General features: G+C 36.6%; 9 protein-coding genes. 8 read left to right on the forward strand and 1 reads right to left on the reverse strand.

What is annotated here, in order from left to right; translation table 11 throughout:
* Positions 1 to 112: 112 nt before the first annotated feature.
* The 8 genes from ACFOWA_RS19725 (at position 113) to ACFOWA_RS19760 (ending at position 13428) form a co-directional block, all read left to right on the forward strand.
* The gene (locus ACFOWA_RS19725; protein WP_378988635.1) at positions 113 to 1489 is read left to right on the forward strand and encodes an MFS transporter; all 1377 of its coding nucleotides are present in this window, start codon (positions 113 to 115) and stop codon (positions 1487 to 1489) included.
* Positions 1490 to 1574: 85 nt separating this feature from the next.
* The gene (locus tag ACFOWA_RS19730; RefSeq protein WP_378988637.1) at positions 1575 to 3461 is read left to right on the forward strand and encodes an alpha-amylase family glycosyl hydrolase; all 1887 of its coding nucleotides are present in this window, start codon (positions 1575 to 1577) and stop codon (positions 3459 to 3461) included.
* A 110-nt stretch (positions 3462 to 3571) separates the two neighbouring features.
* Positions 3572 to 4126 carry an RNA polymerase sigma factor gene (locus ACFOWA_RS19735; RefSeq protein WP_378988639.1) on the forward strand — a complete coding sequence of 185 codons (555 nt, stop codon included), beginning with the start codon at positions 3572 to 3574 and terminating at the stop codon, positions 4124 to 4126.
* A gap of 411 nt (positions 4127 to 4537) precedes the next feature.
* Positions 4538 to 5602, forward strand: coding sequence for a FecR family protein (locus ACFOWA_RS19740; RefSeq protein ID WP_378988641.1), 1065 nt, complete (start codon positions 4538 to 4540; stop codon positions 5600 to 5602).
* Between the two features lie 183 nt (positions 5603 to 5785).
* Positions 5786 to 9061 (forward strand): SusC/RagA family TonB-linked outer membrane protein, encoded by a 3276-nt coding sequence (locus ACFOWA_RS19745; protein ID WP_378988643.1) that lies wholly within the window; start codon positions 5786 to 5788, stop codon positions 9059 to 9061.
* A 19-nt stretch (positions 9062 to 9080) separates the two neighbouring features.
* Positions 9081 to 10661, forward strand: a complete 1581-nt coding sequence (locus ACFOWA_RS19750) for a SusD/RagB family nutrient-binding outer membrane lipoprotein (protein WP_378988645.1) — start codon at positions 9081 to 9083, stop codon at positions 10659 to 10661.
* A 126-nt stretch (positions 10662 to 10787) separates the two neighbouring features.
* Positions 10788 to 12347 (forward strand): S10 family peptidase, encoded by a 1560-nt coding sequence (locus ACFOWA_RS19755; RefSeq protein ID WP_378988647.1) that lies wholly within the window; start codon positions 10788 to 10790, stop codon positions 12345 to 12347.
* A 118-nt stretch (positions 12348 to 12465) separates the two neighbouring features.
* On the forward strand, positions 12466 to 13428 hold the full coding sequence (locus tag ACFOWA_RS19760; protein ID WP_378988649.1) for an acetyl-CoA carboxylase carboxyltransferase subunit alpha: 963 nt from the start codon (positions 12466 to 12468) through the stop codon (positions 13426 to 13428).
* Between the two features lie 306 nt (positions 13429 to 13734).
* On the opposite strand, the gene ACFOWA_RS19765 is transcribed toward ACFOWA_RS19760, so the two are convergent.
* A complete protein-coding gene (locus tag ACFOWA_RS19765; protein ID WP_378988651.1) occupies positions 13735 to 16776 on the reverse strand; it encodes a glycosyltransferase family 117 protein in 3042 nt (1013 codons plus the stop codon).
* Positions 16777 to 16961 lie beyond the last annotated feature (185 nt).

A 16961-nucleotide genomic window follows, 5' to 3' on the forward strand; every position in this document is an offset into this window, starting at 1 on the left:
ACAGAGTACACAAAGACAAAATCACAGAGAAAACAAAGAAGTTTTTCAAAAGCTCAGTGTTCTCTGTGTAAAGCTCGGTGCGCTCTGTGGTAAAAAAATTAAACCAAATATAATGAGCTTAAAAACAGCATTTGAAAACCCAAAATTAACACTCGCACAAATTATCAATATGAGTGTTGGTTTTTTCGGAATCCAGTTTGGTTGGGATTTACAACGTGCCAACATGGGTCGCATTTACGAAAACCTTGGCGCTAATCCAGATCAAATACCATTGTTGTTTTTGGCAGCTCCATTAACAGGACTTTTGGTTCAACCCATTATAGGTTATCTAAGTGATAGAACCTGGCACCCGAAATGGGGTAGAAGAAGACCTTATTTTTTAATTGGAGCAATTGTAAGCAGTATTGCTTTAATTTTTATGCCGCACAGTAGCGTACTTTGGATGGCGGCAGGCTTGCTCTATATTTTAGATGTTTTTGGCAACATAGCAATGGAACCTTTCCGTGCTTTTGTTACCGATAAATTACCTGATAGCCAGGTAAACAGAGGTTTTATCATGCAAAGTATGATGATTGGTTTAGGAGGAAGCATTGCGTCTTCATTGCCATGGGTGATGAATAATGTATTTCATTTAACCAACACCGCGGCACAAGGAAGCATCCCAGAAAACGTAAAATTTTCATTTTATATAGGGGCGTTTTTCTTTCTAGCAGCTGTATTATGGACAGTTTTTACCACGAAAGAATATCCACCACAGGATGTTGATTTTAAGGAAAAAGTTCTCGAAAGCAATAGGGGTTTTGGCGGTGGAGCTCGCGAAATTCTCCATGCGTTAAGAAACATGCCGAAACGAATGCAAATTGTTTCTTTGGTACAATTTTTTACGTGGCCAGGTTTATTTTTAATGTGGTTCTATTATACAACTGCAGTTGCGGTAAATGTTTTCGGTGGTAAAGATGCTTCAGATCCGGTTTATGCGCAAGGTGCGGATTTTGGAAGTTTAACATTAGCTTATTACAGCGTTATCACATTTCTTTTTGCTTTGGTTTTGCCAAAAATTGCCGATGCTTTGGGTAGAAAAACCACGCATGCTTTGTGTTTAATTTGCGGTGCAATTGGCTTAATAAGTGTCGCATGGGTACACGATAAAAATATGTTGTACCTGTGTATGACAGGCGTTGGTATTGCATGGGCAAGTATTTTATCAATGCCTTATGCCATGTTAAGTGGCTCATTACCAAAAGATAAAATTGGTATTTACATGGGGATTTTTAATTTCTTCATTGTATTGCCAGAAATTATGGCTTCTCTAGGTTTCGGTTGGTTAATGCGTAATGTGTTAAATAATGATAGATTATTAGCCGTTCAAATTGGTGGCGGATTAATGATTTTAGCAGCAATAATCTGCTTTGTATTTATCAAAGATCCAAAGAAAACTGATGAAGTATTAGCTGCTGAGCTAAGTATTGAAGAAAACAGATCGGTTTAATCAAATCTCTGCTGCGAAGCACTAATCTTGTCGGCCGGCAGTATTGGTGGTTCGCAGTGAACAAATCCCAAATAAATCTAACCAAATGAAAAATATTATTTACCTATTTCTGCTGTTAACAGCTTTTAGTACGTCTTGCAAAAAAGCTTCTTCAGAAGGACCTGGGATTGATCCTCCAGTATTGCCTACAACTGATTTGCCTGCGGGTGCAAAAGATGGTGTTGCTTTTATCAACGGTGGTAAATCGGCAATTGTAACCCTTTACGCACCAAATAAAACATCAGTTTCGCTAATTGGCGAATTCAATAATTGGTCATCATCTACTTCGGTTATGAAAAGGACAACAGATGGAAATACCTGGTGGATTCAGATTGATAATCTCGATCCTAATACAGAATATGCTTATCAATTTTTGGTTGATGGTACATTAAAAGTTGCAGACCCGTATTGTGAAAAAATTCTGGATCCTGCTAATGATAGTTTCATTTCTGCTGCTACTTATCCAAATTTAAAGGCTTATCCCACAGGAAAAACTACTGGAATTGTAAGTACAATGATGGCGAATCAGCCAACTTATACTTGGAAAAATAATGGCTTCGTTCGTCCTGAAAAAAGCAACCTTGTGATTTACGAATTGCTAATTCGTGATTTTACTGCTGAACATAACTATGCATCTACCTTAGCAAAGCTAGATTATTTGGTAAACATGGGCATTAATGCAATCGAGTTGATGCCAGTTAATGAGTTTGAAGGGAATTTAAGCTGGGGTTATAACCCTTCTTTTTATTTCGCTGCAGATAAATATTATGGAACGAAAACAGCATTGCAAAATTTTATTGATGAATGCCACGGGAAAGGCATTGCTGTAATTATGGATATGGTTTTAAATCATTCTTTCGGGCAATCGCCAATGGTTCAATTGTATTTTAATGGTTCAAAGCCAGCCGGAAATAGTCCTTGGTTTAATATAGATCCTAAACACCCATTTAATGTTGGTTATGATTTTAATCACGAAAGCGCAGCAACCAAATATTTTGCAAAAAATGTGATTAAATTTTGGATGCAGCAATATAAAGTCGATGGTTTCCGATTTGATTTATCAAAGGGATTTACACAAAAAGCATCTACAGATGATGCTGGGTTTAGACTGTATGATGCAACAAGAGTAGCCATTTGGAAAGAATACAATAGCTTTATTAAAAGTATCGATGCCAATAATTTCTATGTAATTTTAGAACATTTCGCAGAAGAATCAGAAGAGAAAGTGTTAGCAGAAGATGGTATGATGCTTTGGAATAACATAAATTATAATATGAATGAGGCTACTATGGGTTGGTTAGGCAGCTCAGATTTTTCTTATGGTTTTTACGTCAAACATGGCTTTAATAAATCGGATGGATTAATAACTTATAGCGAAAGTCATGATGAAGAACGTTTAAATTATAAAAACATTTCCTTTGGCAATATGGCCGGAAGCTATTTAATAAAGGGAAATTTACCCACATCCTTAAAGCGAAATGAGATGGCTGCAGCGTTTCTGCTCAGCATACCCGGACCGAAAATGGTTTGGCAATTTGGAGAGTTAGGTTATGATATCAGCATCGACTTTAACGGTAGAACAGGAGAAAAACCAATTAAATGGGATTATTTTTCTGACACGAATAGAAAGGGTTTGTATGATGCGTATTCTAAGTTTATAAAATTAAAAAATAACAATGCGATTTTTAATACCACCAATGCAACTTACAACTTAACAGGCGGAGTAAAATATATTAAACTTAGTGATGCCTCTAACACTGTTGTTGTAGTTGGAAATTTCGATGTGAATAATCAAAATGCTAATGTAGATTTTGGTGCATCTGGAAATTGGGTTGATGCCGTTGGTAATGTAATTAACCTTACTTCAAATATTTACTCGGCAACAATGGCGCCTGGTGAATACCATATTTTTAGTAAAGTTGCTTTAAAATAAATTACTTGATAATGCTGTCTCCTGTTTTTATATAACCAAGAAGGGAGGCAGTTTTTTCTAAAATAATCTTGGCTATTTTAGTTAATATTGCGATAGCAACTAACTAAAATATGGAGAACAAATTATCGCATCACTTGCTTTGGGAACGACTACGTACCGGAGATAAGGATGCTTTTTTTGATCTCTATAAGGAACTTTACTACCCTTTGGTTAATTTCGGAATAAGGGTATGTGCAAGTGCCGATATTTCTAGCGAAGCAACTGATCTTGTTTTTACAACCATTTGGGAAAAACACGAAACACTAAATCGTGTTGATAACGTTGAAGCTTATCTTCGTACCTTTTTAAAAAGGAAACTACTGCGGATTTTAGAGCGTAAAAAGAAAATTAATGATGCACTGTTTAATGCCGGAGCCGATGGCGAATGGATGGAAATGAGCTATGAAGAATTTATCGTGAAAGTTCAAAGCGACGAATTGGTTAAGCATCAACTTAAAAATGCCCTCGAAAAACTCACCTTTAGGCAAAAGCAATTAATTCATTTGAAATTTTTTGATGGATTAAGTTATGAGCAAATTGCCGAACAAACCAACCAATCCATAAAAACTTCATACAATACCATTTATGATGCTCTGAAGGTTTTGCGCAAGGAACTGAAAGCTTAAAATTTAGTAGGGGAATTAAGTATCCTTTTTTGTAACCTCACCCTATGAAAGCTAAACTATTACTAAGTTAGTGCATCCCTCTCCCTGAAGAGAGGGAAACGAAACACAATACTTTGAGCCTAGAGTATTTATTCACTGTCCATAAACCCCTCTTTTTAAGGAAAGGGAACTCACAATAGAAGAGCAAGCAAAAACTTTGATAGGGTGAGGTAAATTATGAACAATCTGACAAAATTTCTTAACTCTTCATCTTCAAACCAACCATTTCGCCTAATTTTTCCCTTTATCACAAATTAAATTTCTTTATCTATACGTCATTCAGCTAATAAATTTGCTTTATTAAAAAAAAGTTAAGATTTCTTTAGGAAAAAGTAAACTTTTTAGGCACTGATTAGTAAAAGCCAGATAATAATGATTGAGAGAAGTCAATTCAATACAGAAGATTTCCTTGTCGATAGTACTTTCCAGCAATATTGTGCAGGAACCGACAAGCTTTGTATTGAATATTGGGAAAAGTATATTAAGGCTCACCCTGAACAGGCAAATGTAATTGCCGAAGCAAAAAAAATACATTTTATCCTTAGTGGAAACAAGCACTCTGTGAGTGATCAAATAGCGCAATTGAAGTTGAATTTTAATAACGAGACAAGGTCATTAAAACTGCGCAAAAGCTATCTATGGTTAAAAATTGCTGCTGCCATTTTAGTTGTAATTTCAGTTGGCATTTTTTATCGGGGTTATGTTGGACAAAATAAGGCGAATGGAATGTCTCAAGCCCAAATGTTTACAACCAAAAGCGGTGAGCGGAAGAAAATAACATTGCCTGATGGTTCTATTGTATTGTTAAATGCGAAAAGTTCTTTATCAATTTTAAAGGGTTTTAATGAAACCACTAGAGAGGTTATTTTAAAGGGCGAGGCATATTTTGATGTTGCACACAATAAAAGCAAAATCTTTAAAGTGCATACAAGTGATTTTGACATTAATGTGCTAGGTACTGCTTTTAATGTAAAGGCCTACCCAGATGAAGTTTCATCGGAAGCAACATTAATTAGAGGCTTAATTACCATGGAAGCTGTTAACGGAAATGGAAGTATAATCACTTTAAAGCCAAGCCAGAAAGTTACTTTTTATAAAACTGTTGCTCTTGCTTCCAAACAAAAGGTTTTAAAACCCGAAGCTGCTCGCCCGGAAATTACTATAAACCACTATACTTTAATTAAAGATAGTACAATTGTAGAAACCGCCTGGACACAAAACCGCATAGAAATATACGACCAGAATTTTGATGATATAAAGAGTGTTTTAGAAAAATGGTATAGTGTTGAAATCAAATTTACAGATCCTGAAATTGAAAAATATCGCTTTACGGCAACTTTTAGCCACGAAAGTATCGATCAGGTATTGTCTGCATTACAAAAAGTAGAAAATTTTAAATATGAGATAAAAGGAAATCAGGTAATCATCTCGAAGTAGAGCAAAAAAGGACGGTGTTGGCGCACCGCCCTCAAAAATTCTTCTTTGATTAATTAATGGCAGTTTATGCGCAAACAACTTGCTGCCAAATAACTATGCAACCAAAAAAACAAAAATATGATTTATTATTACTTACTGCAAGAGCGCCCAAAATACAGAGCGCTTTTAAAATTCATTATGCTAATGAAACTAACCTGTATTATGGTTTTCATTACCTGCCTTAATGTTTCCGCATCGGTTTTTTCTCAGGAAAAAATTTCTATCGATGTGAAGAAAACAAAATTGGCAAGGGTTTTACAAATTATAGAGCAGCAAAGCAGTTATCATTTTGTCTATAGCTCGTCTTATGTTCCTGTTAATAAAGATGTGAGCATCACTGTAACCAATACACCAGTTACTGATGTTTTATCGGCCATATTAAACAGAACAAATTTAAAGTACTCAGTTTCTGATGGTGGCTTAATTGTTATCAGCAGAAATAAAGACTTACCAATTAGCGGAACAGTAAAAGATGCCCAGGGAGTAACATTGCCTGGTGCAACCGTGAGAGTAAAAGGAACAGCTATAGGAACTTCAACTGATGTTAACGGTAAGTTTGCTTTAAACGCTCCAGAAAATGCCATTTTGGTGGTTTCTTATGCAGGTTTTCAAACGAAAGAGGTATCCATAGGTTCTCAAACATCTATCGATATAGTATTGGCAGAAGATAGTAAACAGTTATCTGAGGTTGTGGTTACTGCTTTGGGTATCAAAAAAGAAAGAAGAGCTTTAGGTTATTCTGTAACGCAAATTGGTGGCGAAACGTTAACTCAGGCTCGCGAAAACAACATTACAAATTCGTTAGTAGGTAAAGTTGCAGGTTTGGATATTGCAGGTACATCGGGTGGTGCAGGTGCAGCAACCAATGTTACCATACGTGGTGTATCTAGCTTAGGTCCGTCAAGTCAGCCACTTTATGTAGTAAACGGAATCCCTATGGAAAGTGCTCCGGTTGGTTTTGGTAGCACAATTGGTATTGGTAACAACGGCGGTCAGTATGATAATGCTCCAGATTTAGGAGATGCAATTAGCAACATTAATCCTGATGATATTGAAAGTATTTCTGTATTAAAGGGAGCTGCGGCTTCTGCGCTTTACGGGAATAGAGCAAAAGCAGGCGTAATTCTCATCACTACAAAAAGTGGAAAGGGAAATAGCATAGAATTTAGCAGTAATTATGTTGCCGAACAGGTAATGGATAGAACCAATTGGCAATATGTTTATGGGCAAGGTGTAAACGGACAAAAGCCTGCTACACAATTGGCTGCTGCATCTACTGGTAGTTCGAGTTGGGGAGCAAGATTGGATGGAACAAATGTTGTGCAATTTGATGGAGTAAGCAGACCATACACCGCACAAGAAGATAATATCGAAGACTTCTACAGAACTGGTGGAAGTTGGACAAATACCTTGGCTTTAAACAAAACTTTTACGGGCGGCGTAATCCGCTTATCTGGAAGCGATTTGACAAACAAATCGGTAGTGCCTAACTCTGGTTTAGATAGACAAAACTTTACCTTAGCTGGTACATTCGACCCGATTAAAAATCTGGTTGTAGATGCCCGTTTCAACTACATTTTAGAGCAAGCTAAAAACAGACCAATGCTATCTGATGGTGCTGGTAATGCAAATTACAATGCCGCGTTTTTACCAACAAGTGTTAACATTGCAACTTTACAACCTGGCAAAACGCCTACGGGTAACGAACTATCTTACAATACAGGAAATCCTTATGCTACAAATCCATGGTTTGCAGCTAATGATTTTATTCATAATACTAAAAGAGAACGCTTATTAAGTTCTTTTAATGCTAAATATACTTTTGATAATGGTTTATTTTTGCAGGCAAGAGCGGGAAGAGATTCTTACAATGATAATTACGTTTCAGTAACGCCATCTGGTACAGCTTACGATGCTGATGGTGGATATACTGAACAAATTAGCAAGTTCTCTGATATAAATGTTGATGGTTTAATGGGAAAGTCGTTTAAAATAAACGATTTCTCCATCACACCGAATGTGGGTGCAAGTTATCGCCGAACCAAAAGTTCGGGTACAAACAATAGCGGTGCATCTTTTCAGCTTTTTGGTATTTATACGCTTAGTAATACAGGTGGTAAATCAGTCTCTGTATATCAATCAGACCAAGAAACGCAATCTATTTATGGAACTTTAGAAGTAACTTATAAAGATATTTTATACTTAACCGGAAGTGCCCGAAGCGATTGGTTTTCTACCCTCGCTACACCGGGGAAGGATAATAAACTCAATGTAGTTTATCCATCAATAAGTGGTTCATTTGTGTTTTCTGAACTTTGGAAACCATCATTTTTAAGCTTCGGTAAATTAAGAGCTGGTTATGCAATGGTAGGGCAGGCAACTTCACCATTCCAAACGCAACTTTATTACAATTTACGTAGCGAATCTGTAAATGGCTCTCCGCTTGGGAATATCGTTAACTCATCTATTCCAAATGCATCCCTTAGAGCTTCGAAAGCAACTGAGCTAGAAATTGGTACCGAAATGCGATTGTTTGGTGATAGGGTAAACTTAGATGTTACTTGGTACAATAAAAAATCAAGTGATGAGATTCTTGCCGTTCCAGCTTCTACAACTACAGGTTATAGCGGCGCTGTTTTAAATATTGGCGAATTAAGAAATAAAGGTGTTGAAGCTTTAATTTCTGGTAACGTTATCAAAAGCAAAGATTTTAACTGGACTTCAAGTGTTAACGGGTCTTACAACGATAATAAGGTTATCACCTTAGCTCCTGGTACTGCCTCGCAATTGCTTGCAACTTCTCGTAGTAATGTTGGGTTTTTACAAAATTTAGAAGGAATGGCTATTGGTCAGGTAATGGCTTATGATTTTCTGTATGATGGCACTGGTAATATTGTAAAAGATGCAAATGGCGCACCACAAAGAGGCGAATTAAAAGCTTATGGTTCTGCTTATAATAAATGGGCAGCTGGCTGGAATAACGAATTTAGTTATAAGGGTGTAAATCTATCGTTCTTAATTGATGGTAAGTGGGGAGGGAAGATATTTTCTGCAACTGATTATTATGGTTATATTTTTGGATTACACCAGGCAACACTCGAAAACCGAGATGCTTTGGGTGTAAACGCAGCTAACTATTACAGCACGTACGCCAATAATGTTTCTAAGCAGTTTGTACAAGATGCAAGCTTTATCAAATTCAGGCAATTAATTTTAGGATATAATTTTCCGGCCAAAATGTTTAACAATAAAATAAAGGGCTTAAATGTAAGTTTCGTTGGTCGTAATCTATTCATTTTAATGAAGAAAACAGATAACATCGACCCGGAATCTAGTTACAATGCAACCATTCCGGGTATGGAACTAGGCGGTGTACCTCCAGTACGCACTTATGGTTTAAATTTAAGTGTTAAGTTATAATCCTTTAAACGAATTGAAAATGAAAACGATCATAAAATTATACGTACCACTTTTATTATCAGGGTTAATCCTAATATCGGGGTGTACAAAAGACTTCGAAAAAATCAATACAGATCCCGTATCTGTAAGTCAGGAACAATACAATCCAAATTACCTACTATCTACGGCACAGTTAACCTATACAGGTAGCACCGATTTTGCATACGAAACCTGGCGTGGAAATTTGATTTACTCGGCAACAATGATGCAAGGTATGTCATCGGTTATTAGCTATTGGGCAGGCGATAAATACATGCTTAATGAAGGCTACACGGCTGCTTATTGGGAAAAAGCTTATCCCGACCAAGTAAAATATGCTGTTGATTTAGTAGAGTTTACCAGAGGAAAGGCACAATACAATAACGTTTATCAAATGGGCAGAATTTGGAAAGCGTTAATTTTTGAAAGGCTAACTGATTTATATGGCGATATCCCATATTTTGATGCTGGTAAGGGCTATTATTCTTCCATTTTGTATCCTAAATACGATGCGCAACAAGCCATTTATACTGATTTATTAAAAGAGGTTGATGAAGCATCGACAGCTTTAAATGCCTCGGGCGATGTTGTGAATGGTGATTTAATCTTCGCTGGTGATGTTGCAAAATGGAAACGTTTTGGAAATAGTTTGATGTTACGTATGGCAATGCGTTTAACCAAGGCTGATGCGACGCTTGCACAAACTTATATTGCAAAGGCTGTGGGTAAAACGATGATAGGTGATGGTGATAATGCATTTTTTAAACATGATGCAAATGGCGGTCGCGTTACGCAAAATAGAAATGCACAGGTTTTGTTGGGCGATGGCGGACAGGAAAACTTTTATACCCGTTGGAGCAATACATTTATTAATTACCTAAAAACAAATAATGACCCAAGATTAAGCAAAGTTGCCGTTACAAAATTATACTTAACAGATGTAACGAAAGCCCAAAATCCTGCTTATATAACTACAGCTAGCGTTCAGAAAGGAATGCCGAACGGTAAAGATTTGAGCGGTATTGCTGGCAGAGATGTTCGTCAGGATGCTTCATATACTGATTTTACAGATTACTCATCGCCAAACCCAGGGATGCTTAAGAGAGATGGTAATACCTTTATTTTAACCTATGCCGAAACCGAATTAATGTGGGCTGAAGCAGCACAACGTTTTAATATTGGTGGTTCTGCAGCAGCACATTATAATGCAGGCGTAACCTCGGCAATGACATTTTTATCTCAATACGATGCAAACATGGCAGTAAATGCAAGTGATGCAGCAGCTTATCTAGCCGCTCATCCTTATGTGGCGGCTAATGGTTTAGAAATGATTTCGATGCAATATTGGGTACATACAATTACGATGTTAGATTTTTACGAAACATGGTCGAACTGGAGAAGGACAGGATTGCCTGCTTTAGTTCCAATTGTATATCCAAATACAAATACGGGCGGTTCAATACCACGTCGTTTTCCATATCCATTGGCCGAAGGCGTATCAAATGCAGCAAATTATAAAGTTGCATCTGCTGCAGTTCCAGGTGGCGATAAATTGGTGGGTAGAGTTTGGTGGGATAAATAAAAAATACGCTCGAAATTTTGAAACGGCATTGCAACTTCGCAATGCCGTTTTTTTATAGTAACATTTTCAATGTTTTTTTGATAAGCGCATGTTTAGTAAGATATTTAGGCACCAAACCAAAACGCTATGAAATTTAAATTTATACTATCCATCTGTCTGTTTGCTGGTATTTACTCATCAGCGCAGCAAACTCAAAGAAAAACACCTGCCAAAGAAACCACCACAACATCGCAGGTAACTATAAAAGAAGAGCCAAAGCCAGCAGGCAATGAGCGCACAATTAAGGTAGAAAGTTCGGTTGTTACCAACCACAATGTTACCATTAACGGTAAAGCCGTTCCATATAAGGCAACAACTGGTACTTTACCCGTTTGGGATGAGGAAGGGAAACCAATTGCAGGTTTGTTTTACACGTATTACGAAAGGAGTGATGTACAAAATCGTGATAAAAGACCATTGGTTATCTCATTTAATGGTGGTCCGGGTTCTGCCTCTGTCTGGATGCATATTGCTTACACAGGTCCTGTAATTTTAAATATTGATGATGAAGGTTATCCTGTTCAACCTTACGGATATAAAGAAAACCCATACTCGATTTTGGATGTTGCTGATGTTGTTTACATCGACCCCGTAAATACAGGATATTCCAGAGCGATTAGTAAAGATATTCCAACAAATAAATTCTTCGGAGTAAAGGCCGATATCAAGTATCTAGCAGAGTGGATAAACACTTTTGTTACCCGAAATAACCGTTGGGCATCTCCAAAATTTTTAATTGGCGAAAGTTATGGAACCACTCGTGTTTCTGGTTTGGCATTAGAACTACAAAATAATCAATGGATGTATTTAAATGGCGTTGTTTTGGTTTCTCCAACTGAGCTTGGTATTGAGCGTGGTGGACCAGTTGATGCTGCCTTGCGTTTACCATATTTTGCAGCTACTGCATGGTATCATAAGGTTTTGCCTGCCGATTTGCAATCGAAAGATTTGACAGCGATGTTGCCAGAGGTAGAAAGCTTTACGATAAATGAGGTTATCCCGGCAATTGCCCAAGGTAGCATGCTCAGTCCTGATAAAAAACGGGCTATTGCAGTTAAAATGGCTCGGTATTCCGGAATATCTGAAAAGGTATTTTTAGATTATAACTTGAACGTTCCTACTGATTTCTTCTGGAAAGAATTGCTCCGGGATAAAGGCTTTACTGTTGGTCGATTAGATTCTCGGTACAAAGGAATAGATATAATGGGTGCCGGTGAATCGCCAGATTATAATGCTGAGTTAACTTCATGGCTGCATTCTTTTACGCCAGCCATTAATATGTACATTAGAAATGAGCTGAACTACAAAACTGATTTAAAATATAACATGTTTGGTTCGGTTTATCCATGGGATAATTCGGGCGATAAAACCGGTGATAATTTACGGCAAGCAATGGCACAAAATCCATTTTTGCATGTATTGGTTCAATCAGGTTATTATGATGGTGCTTGTGATTATTTTAATGCAAAATACAGCATGTGGCAATTAGACGCTGCTGGGAAATTACAAGATAGATTAACTTGGGAAGGTTACAGAAGCGGACACATGATGTATCTACGCAAGGAAGATTTGAAAACATCGAACAATCATGTTAGAGATTTTATTCTGAAGGCATTACCAAAATCAGGTGAAGCCGCAAAGTTTTAAACCGATTTTAAATGTTAGTAACATCCATCAAATACATTTGCGAATTAACAATTCGTATTTTAACTTCTAAACTGTTAACTGCAAACTAAAAATAAATACTTAGTTTTGTAACCCAATTATGCAGCAAATTAAAACATCATTCGATTTCGAAAAACCTATTGCAGATTTAGTTCAGCAGATAGAAAAGGTTAAACAAGTTGCCGATAAAACTAAAGTAGATATGTCTGCTACTTTAGAAGAACTTGATGGTAAATTAAATGAAACCACTCAAAGTTTATATAATAATTTAACCGGTTGGAATAAAGTGCAAATGAGTCGTCACCCCGACAGACCTCAAACACTTGATTACATCAGCATGATTTGCGATGATTTTATTGAACTACATGGCGATAGAACAGTAAAAGATGATAAGGCAATTGTTGGTGGTTTTGCCACAATAAATGGCCAAACGGTAATGGTTATCGGTCATCAAAAAGGTAAAAATACCAAGGAACGCCAGTTTCATAATTTCGGTATGGCTAACCCAGAAGGTTACCGTAAAGCACTGCGCTTAATGCGCTTAGCTGAAAAGTTTAACAAACCCGTAATTTCTTTGATTGATACTATGGGTGCTTACCCAGGTTTGGAAGCTGAAGAACGCGGACAAGGCGAGGCAATTGCCAGAAACTTACTCGAAATGTCTATCCTTCGTGTTCCAATTATCTGTGTTATTGTTGGAGAAGGTGCATCTGGAGGTGCTTTAGGTATTGGTATAGGCGATAAAGTTTATATGTTAGAGCATACCTGGTATTCTGTAATCTCACCAGAATCGTGTTCATCCATTTTATGGAGAAGCTGGGATTTTAAGGAGAAAGCTGCAGAGTGTTTAAAGTTAACTTCTGATGATATGTTTGGAAACAAGCTTATTGATGGCATTATTCCTGAACCATTAGGTGGTGCACACCAAAACCCTGAATTAATGGCGCAAACCCTGAAAGATTATATTATTAAAGATTTGGCTTCACTAGGTAAATTAAAAACAGATAAACTCATAGAACAACGAATTGAAAAATTCTGCGCAATGGGTGTTGTGAATGAATAATTATTTTTTTAAATAATAAAAACCTGTTTGTTAACTCAAACAGGTTTTTTTTTGCCTCGACTAACGAAGTTTAGATAGGGGCGCATAAGCCTTACGAAGTTTGGATGGGGATATGTGTTGGCAGAACTTCGTAAGTCTATTACAGGAAACTTCGCTTTGAGCTTATAAATTAACTTTCGAAGTCTTCCTTCGCTCTTAGCTTTTTAGACTTCGCAAGTTTTTAGGCGCAGAAACCATCTCGAATTTTGGCGCAAAAAGAAAGCAGCTACAAATTAATGCAGCTGCTTTTTTTTAAAAGAATTTCAGTTACGGAGTTTGATGTTGTCCAAAATAACCAGAAAATCTTGATTCTAAACCCGCAAATTGCCTTTCAAGCTGTGTACTTACTTTTGTTTGTCCCATAGCTTTAGAAGTCTTAATCATTCTATCTAAATAATACAATCCAGTTTGAACGTTTTGAGTTCCCGATAAACTTCCTTTCGAAGCAGAAATATCGGCTAGGTAAGTAAGTTCTTTTTGTATGTAATCTCCAGATTTAATTAATATATCATTTGCTCTAGCGGTTTCGCCAAGTTTATAAAGGTTTTCGGCCATATAATACTTAACAACAACAGTACGAATGCCAAAAAACTTGTCTGGCATAACTTCATAATATTTATCAGCAACTTTTTTTGCTTCTTCTATTTTACCTTCTTTAATTAAACTACCCGTTAAGCTGCTTAATATGTTGGTGAAAATAAAAGTATCATCAGATGATTGCGGATCTAAATATTTTGCCGTTTTGATGTTTCCCCATTTAAATTTATCCATTATGTTTTTATACAAAACAGGGGTATTTAATAATTCTTCACGCTCATCAGTAGCTGTTGTATCTGTTTTTAACGGCAATAAGCGAAGCGCTAATCCTTCATTGTATAAATATTTATCTAAGCCATTATATTGCTCAGAAGGAACTGTAGATGCAAAATAAATTGGGCGTTTCCAGTTGTTGTGTGCTAAAATATCTAACATGGCTAAAGTACCTTTGGTAACATAACCCTTATTAAATTTCCATTCCATTGTTTGCGCAATTTTACCTGCATCAGCCGCTGAGACGGTACCTGTGCTAATAACCTCTTGAGGATTTATGGTTAATTTAAAGTTTTTTGTTGGTAGGAAATTTGATTTTGTTCCGTCCTGCATGGCAACTTTATCATCTGCATTATCAGATAATAGCAAATCGACAATATTTTTGATTTCTACGCTGCCCGCAATTTTGTAATCATCGTAAGGCATAACATCGCGTTCGCCTTGCACAAACTGCGATTCTTTCATTGAAATTGGCAATGGTTCTGAATCATTTTGTTTCTGCTTCATTCCATTGATATACCAATCCGTATCAAACAAACTTAAATTAACAATTCTAACATCCGGGCGAACTTTTTCAACCTCTTGAATGTACCATAGTGGATAGGTATCATTATCGCCGTACGTGAATAGAATAGCATTTGGTGCGCATGACTGCAAATAGTCATAAGCAATGTCATGAGCAACCATTTTAGTTGAACGGTCGTGGTCATCCCATCCTTGTTGAGCCATAATAACTGGTGCTGCGAACAAACCGATAACGGTTGCCGCTATTGCACCAGTTGCTGGTGTAAGTTTTTTAAATAACCACTCTTTAATGGCTAAAACACCGAGCCCAATCCAAATGGAGAAAGCATAAAATGAGCCAACATAAGCGTAATCACGCTCACGAGGTTCTAAAGGTTTTTGATTTAAATACAGCACAATTGCTATACCGGTAAAGAAAAACAGCAAACCAACAACTCCAGCATCTTTTTGATTACGGCCGAAATGCCAAATTGCACCTAGCAAACCAATTATTAAAGGTAGAAAGAAGAATCTGTTGTACGCTTTGTTATCAACTGTTGATGGAGACAAATGGCTTTGGTCTCCATGCCAAACTGCATCGATTGGTTTAATACCGCTTAGCGATGTTCCTTCAAAGCCACTTCCTTGTCCTTGCTCATCGTTCTGGCGACCAACGAAATTCCAGCCGAAATATCGCATGTACATGTATCCAATTTGATAGCTAAATAAGAAACCAATATTATCTACTGTGTTAGGTTTTTTACTTTCATCCAAATTCATCCATTCTTTGTAGAAATCGGCATGTTTCTGGTCGTCGCTGTACATACGAGGCAAAAAGGTATTATCTGCATATTCGTAATCGTTCTTTTTACCAGCAACTTCATATTTATCATTTCCTTTTCTCCAGATGGTTTTTCCTTCTGAAACGCCAGTTCTCTCTGAGTTGTAATTAGGGCCAAATAACAAAGGTCTGTCGCCATATTGCTCTCTATTTAAATAACTTAAGAATGAGAAGGCATCTTTTGGTGCACTATTATTTAAGTTTGGATCTGCTTTGGCTCTGATAATTATCATAGCAAATGAGGCATAGCCAAAAATGATTAATACGGTAGATATTAAACCTAAGTTTAATAACTTCTTTTGGTGTCTTATAGAGTAGCGGATTGCCCAAACGAAAGCACCAATAACTAAAATTGCAAAGAATAAAACTCCAGTTCCAAAGCCTAAGCCTAATGTATTAACGAAGAATAAATCGAAATAAGCACCAAATGAAACCAAATATTGGATAATTCCATATTGAATAATTCCTAATATTAATATACCAACTGAAAGTGTTTTAAAAATACCAGATGTTGTTGCTTTGTTGGTTTTTCTGAAATAATAAATAAATGCAATAGCAGGAATGGTTAACAAATTTAATAAGTGGATACCGATAGATAGCCCCATAATATAAGCGATAAACAATAACCACCTATCTGCTCTAGGCTCGTCAGCATGTGCTTCCCATTTCAAAATTCCCCAAAAAACAATTGCGGTAAACAATGATGATTGTGCATAAACTTCAGATTCTACAGCAGAAAACCAGAAACTATCAGAAAATGCATACGCCAATGCGCCAACTGCACCTGCACCCATTATGCTTATTAATTGAGCATTTGTTATAACCTCACCAACTTTTACCAATGTTTTTTTCGCTAAAGCTGTAATTGTCCAGAACAAGAATAAAATTGTTGCTGCACTTGATAATGCAGAGCCAATGTTCATCCAGTATGCAACTTTAGTAACATCGCCAAAGGCAAAAATGGAGAAAAACCGTTGTAGCATTAAGAACAATGGTGCACCTGGTTGGTGAACTACTTGCATTTTGAGTGCCGAAGCGATAAACTCGCCACAATCCCAAAAACTAACTGATGGTTCTAAGGTTAAAACGTAAGTTATTGTGGCTATTAGAAAGCAAACCCAGCCTGTTATATTATTAACTTTTGAATAATTCATTGGTTTTTGATAATGATATTAAATGATGTTGAGCATAAAAATGCTGCCGAAATTAATTAATATAGTCGATAAGTAAGGAAAATATCCCATTGTTTTTACAATTTTTAATGGTTTAATGTCTCGCTATCTAACTTAACTTCGTTTGAATAAAATTCTTAAAACGATACAAAACCCGTAAAGAGCTT

Source organism: Pedobacter lithocola, assembly GCF_042650845.1.
Lineage (GTDB): Bacteria > Bacteroidota > Bacteroidia > Sphingobacteriales > Sphingobacteriaceae > Pedobacter > Pedobacter lithocola.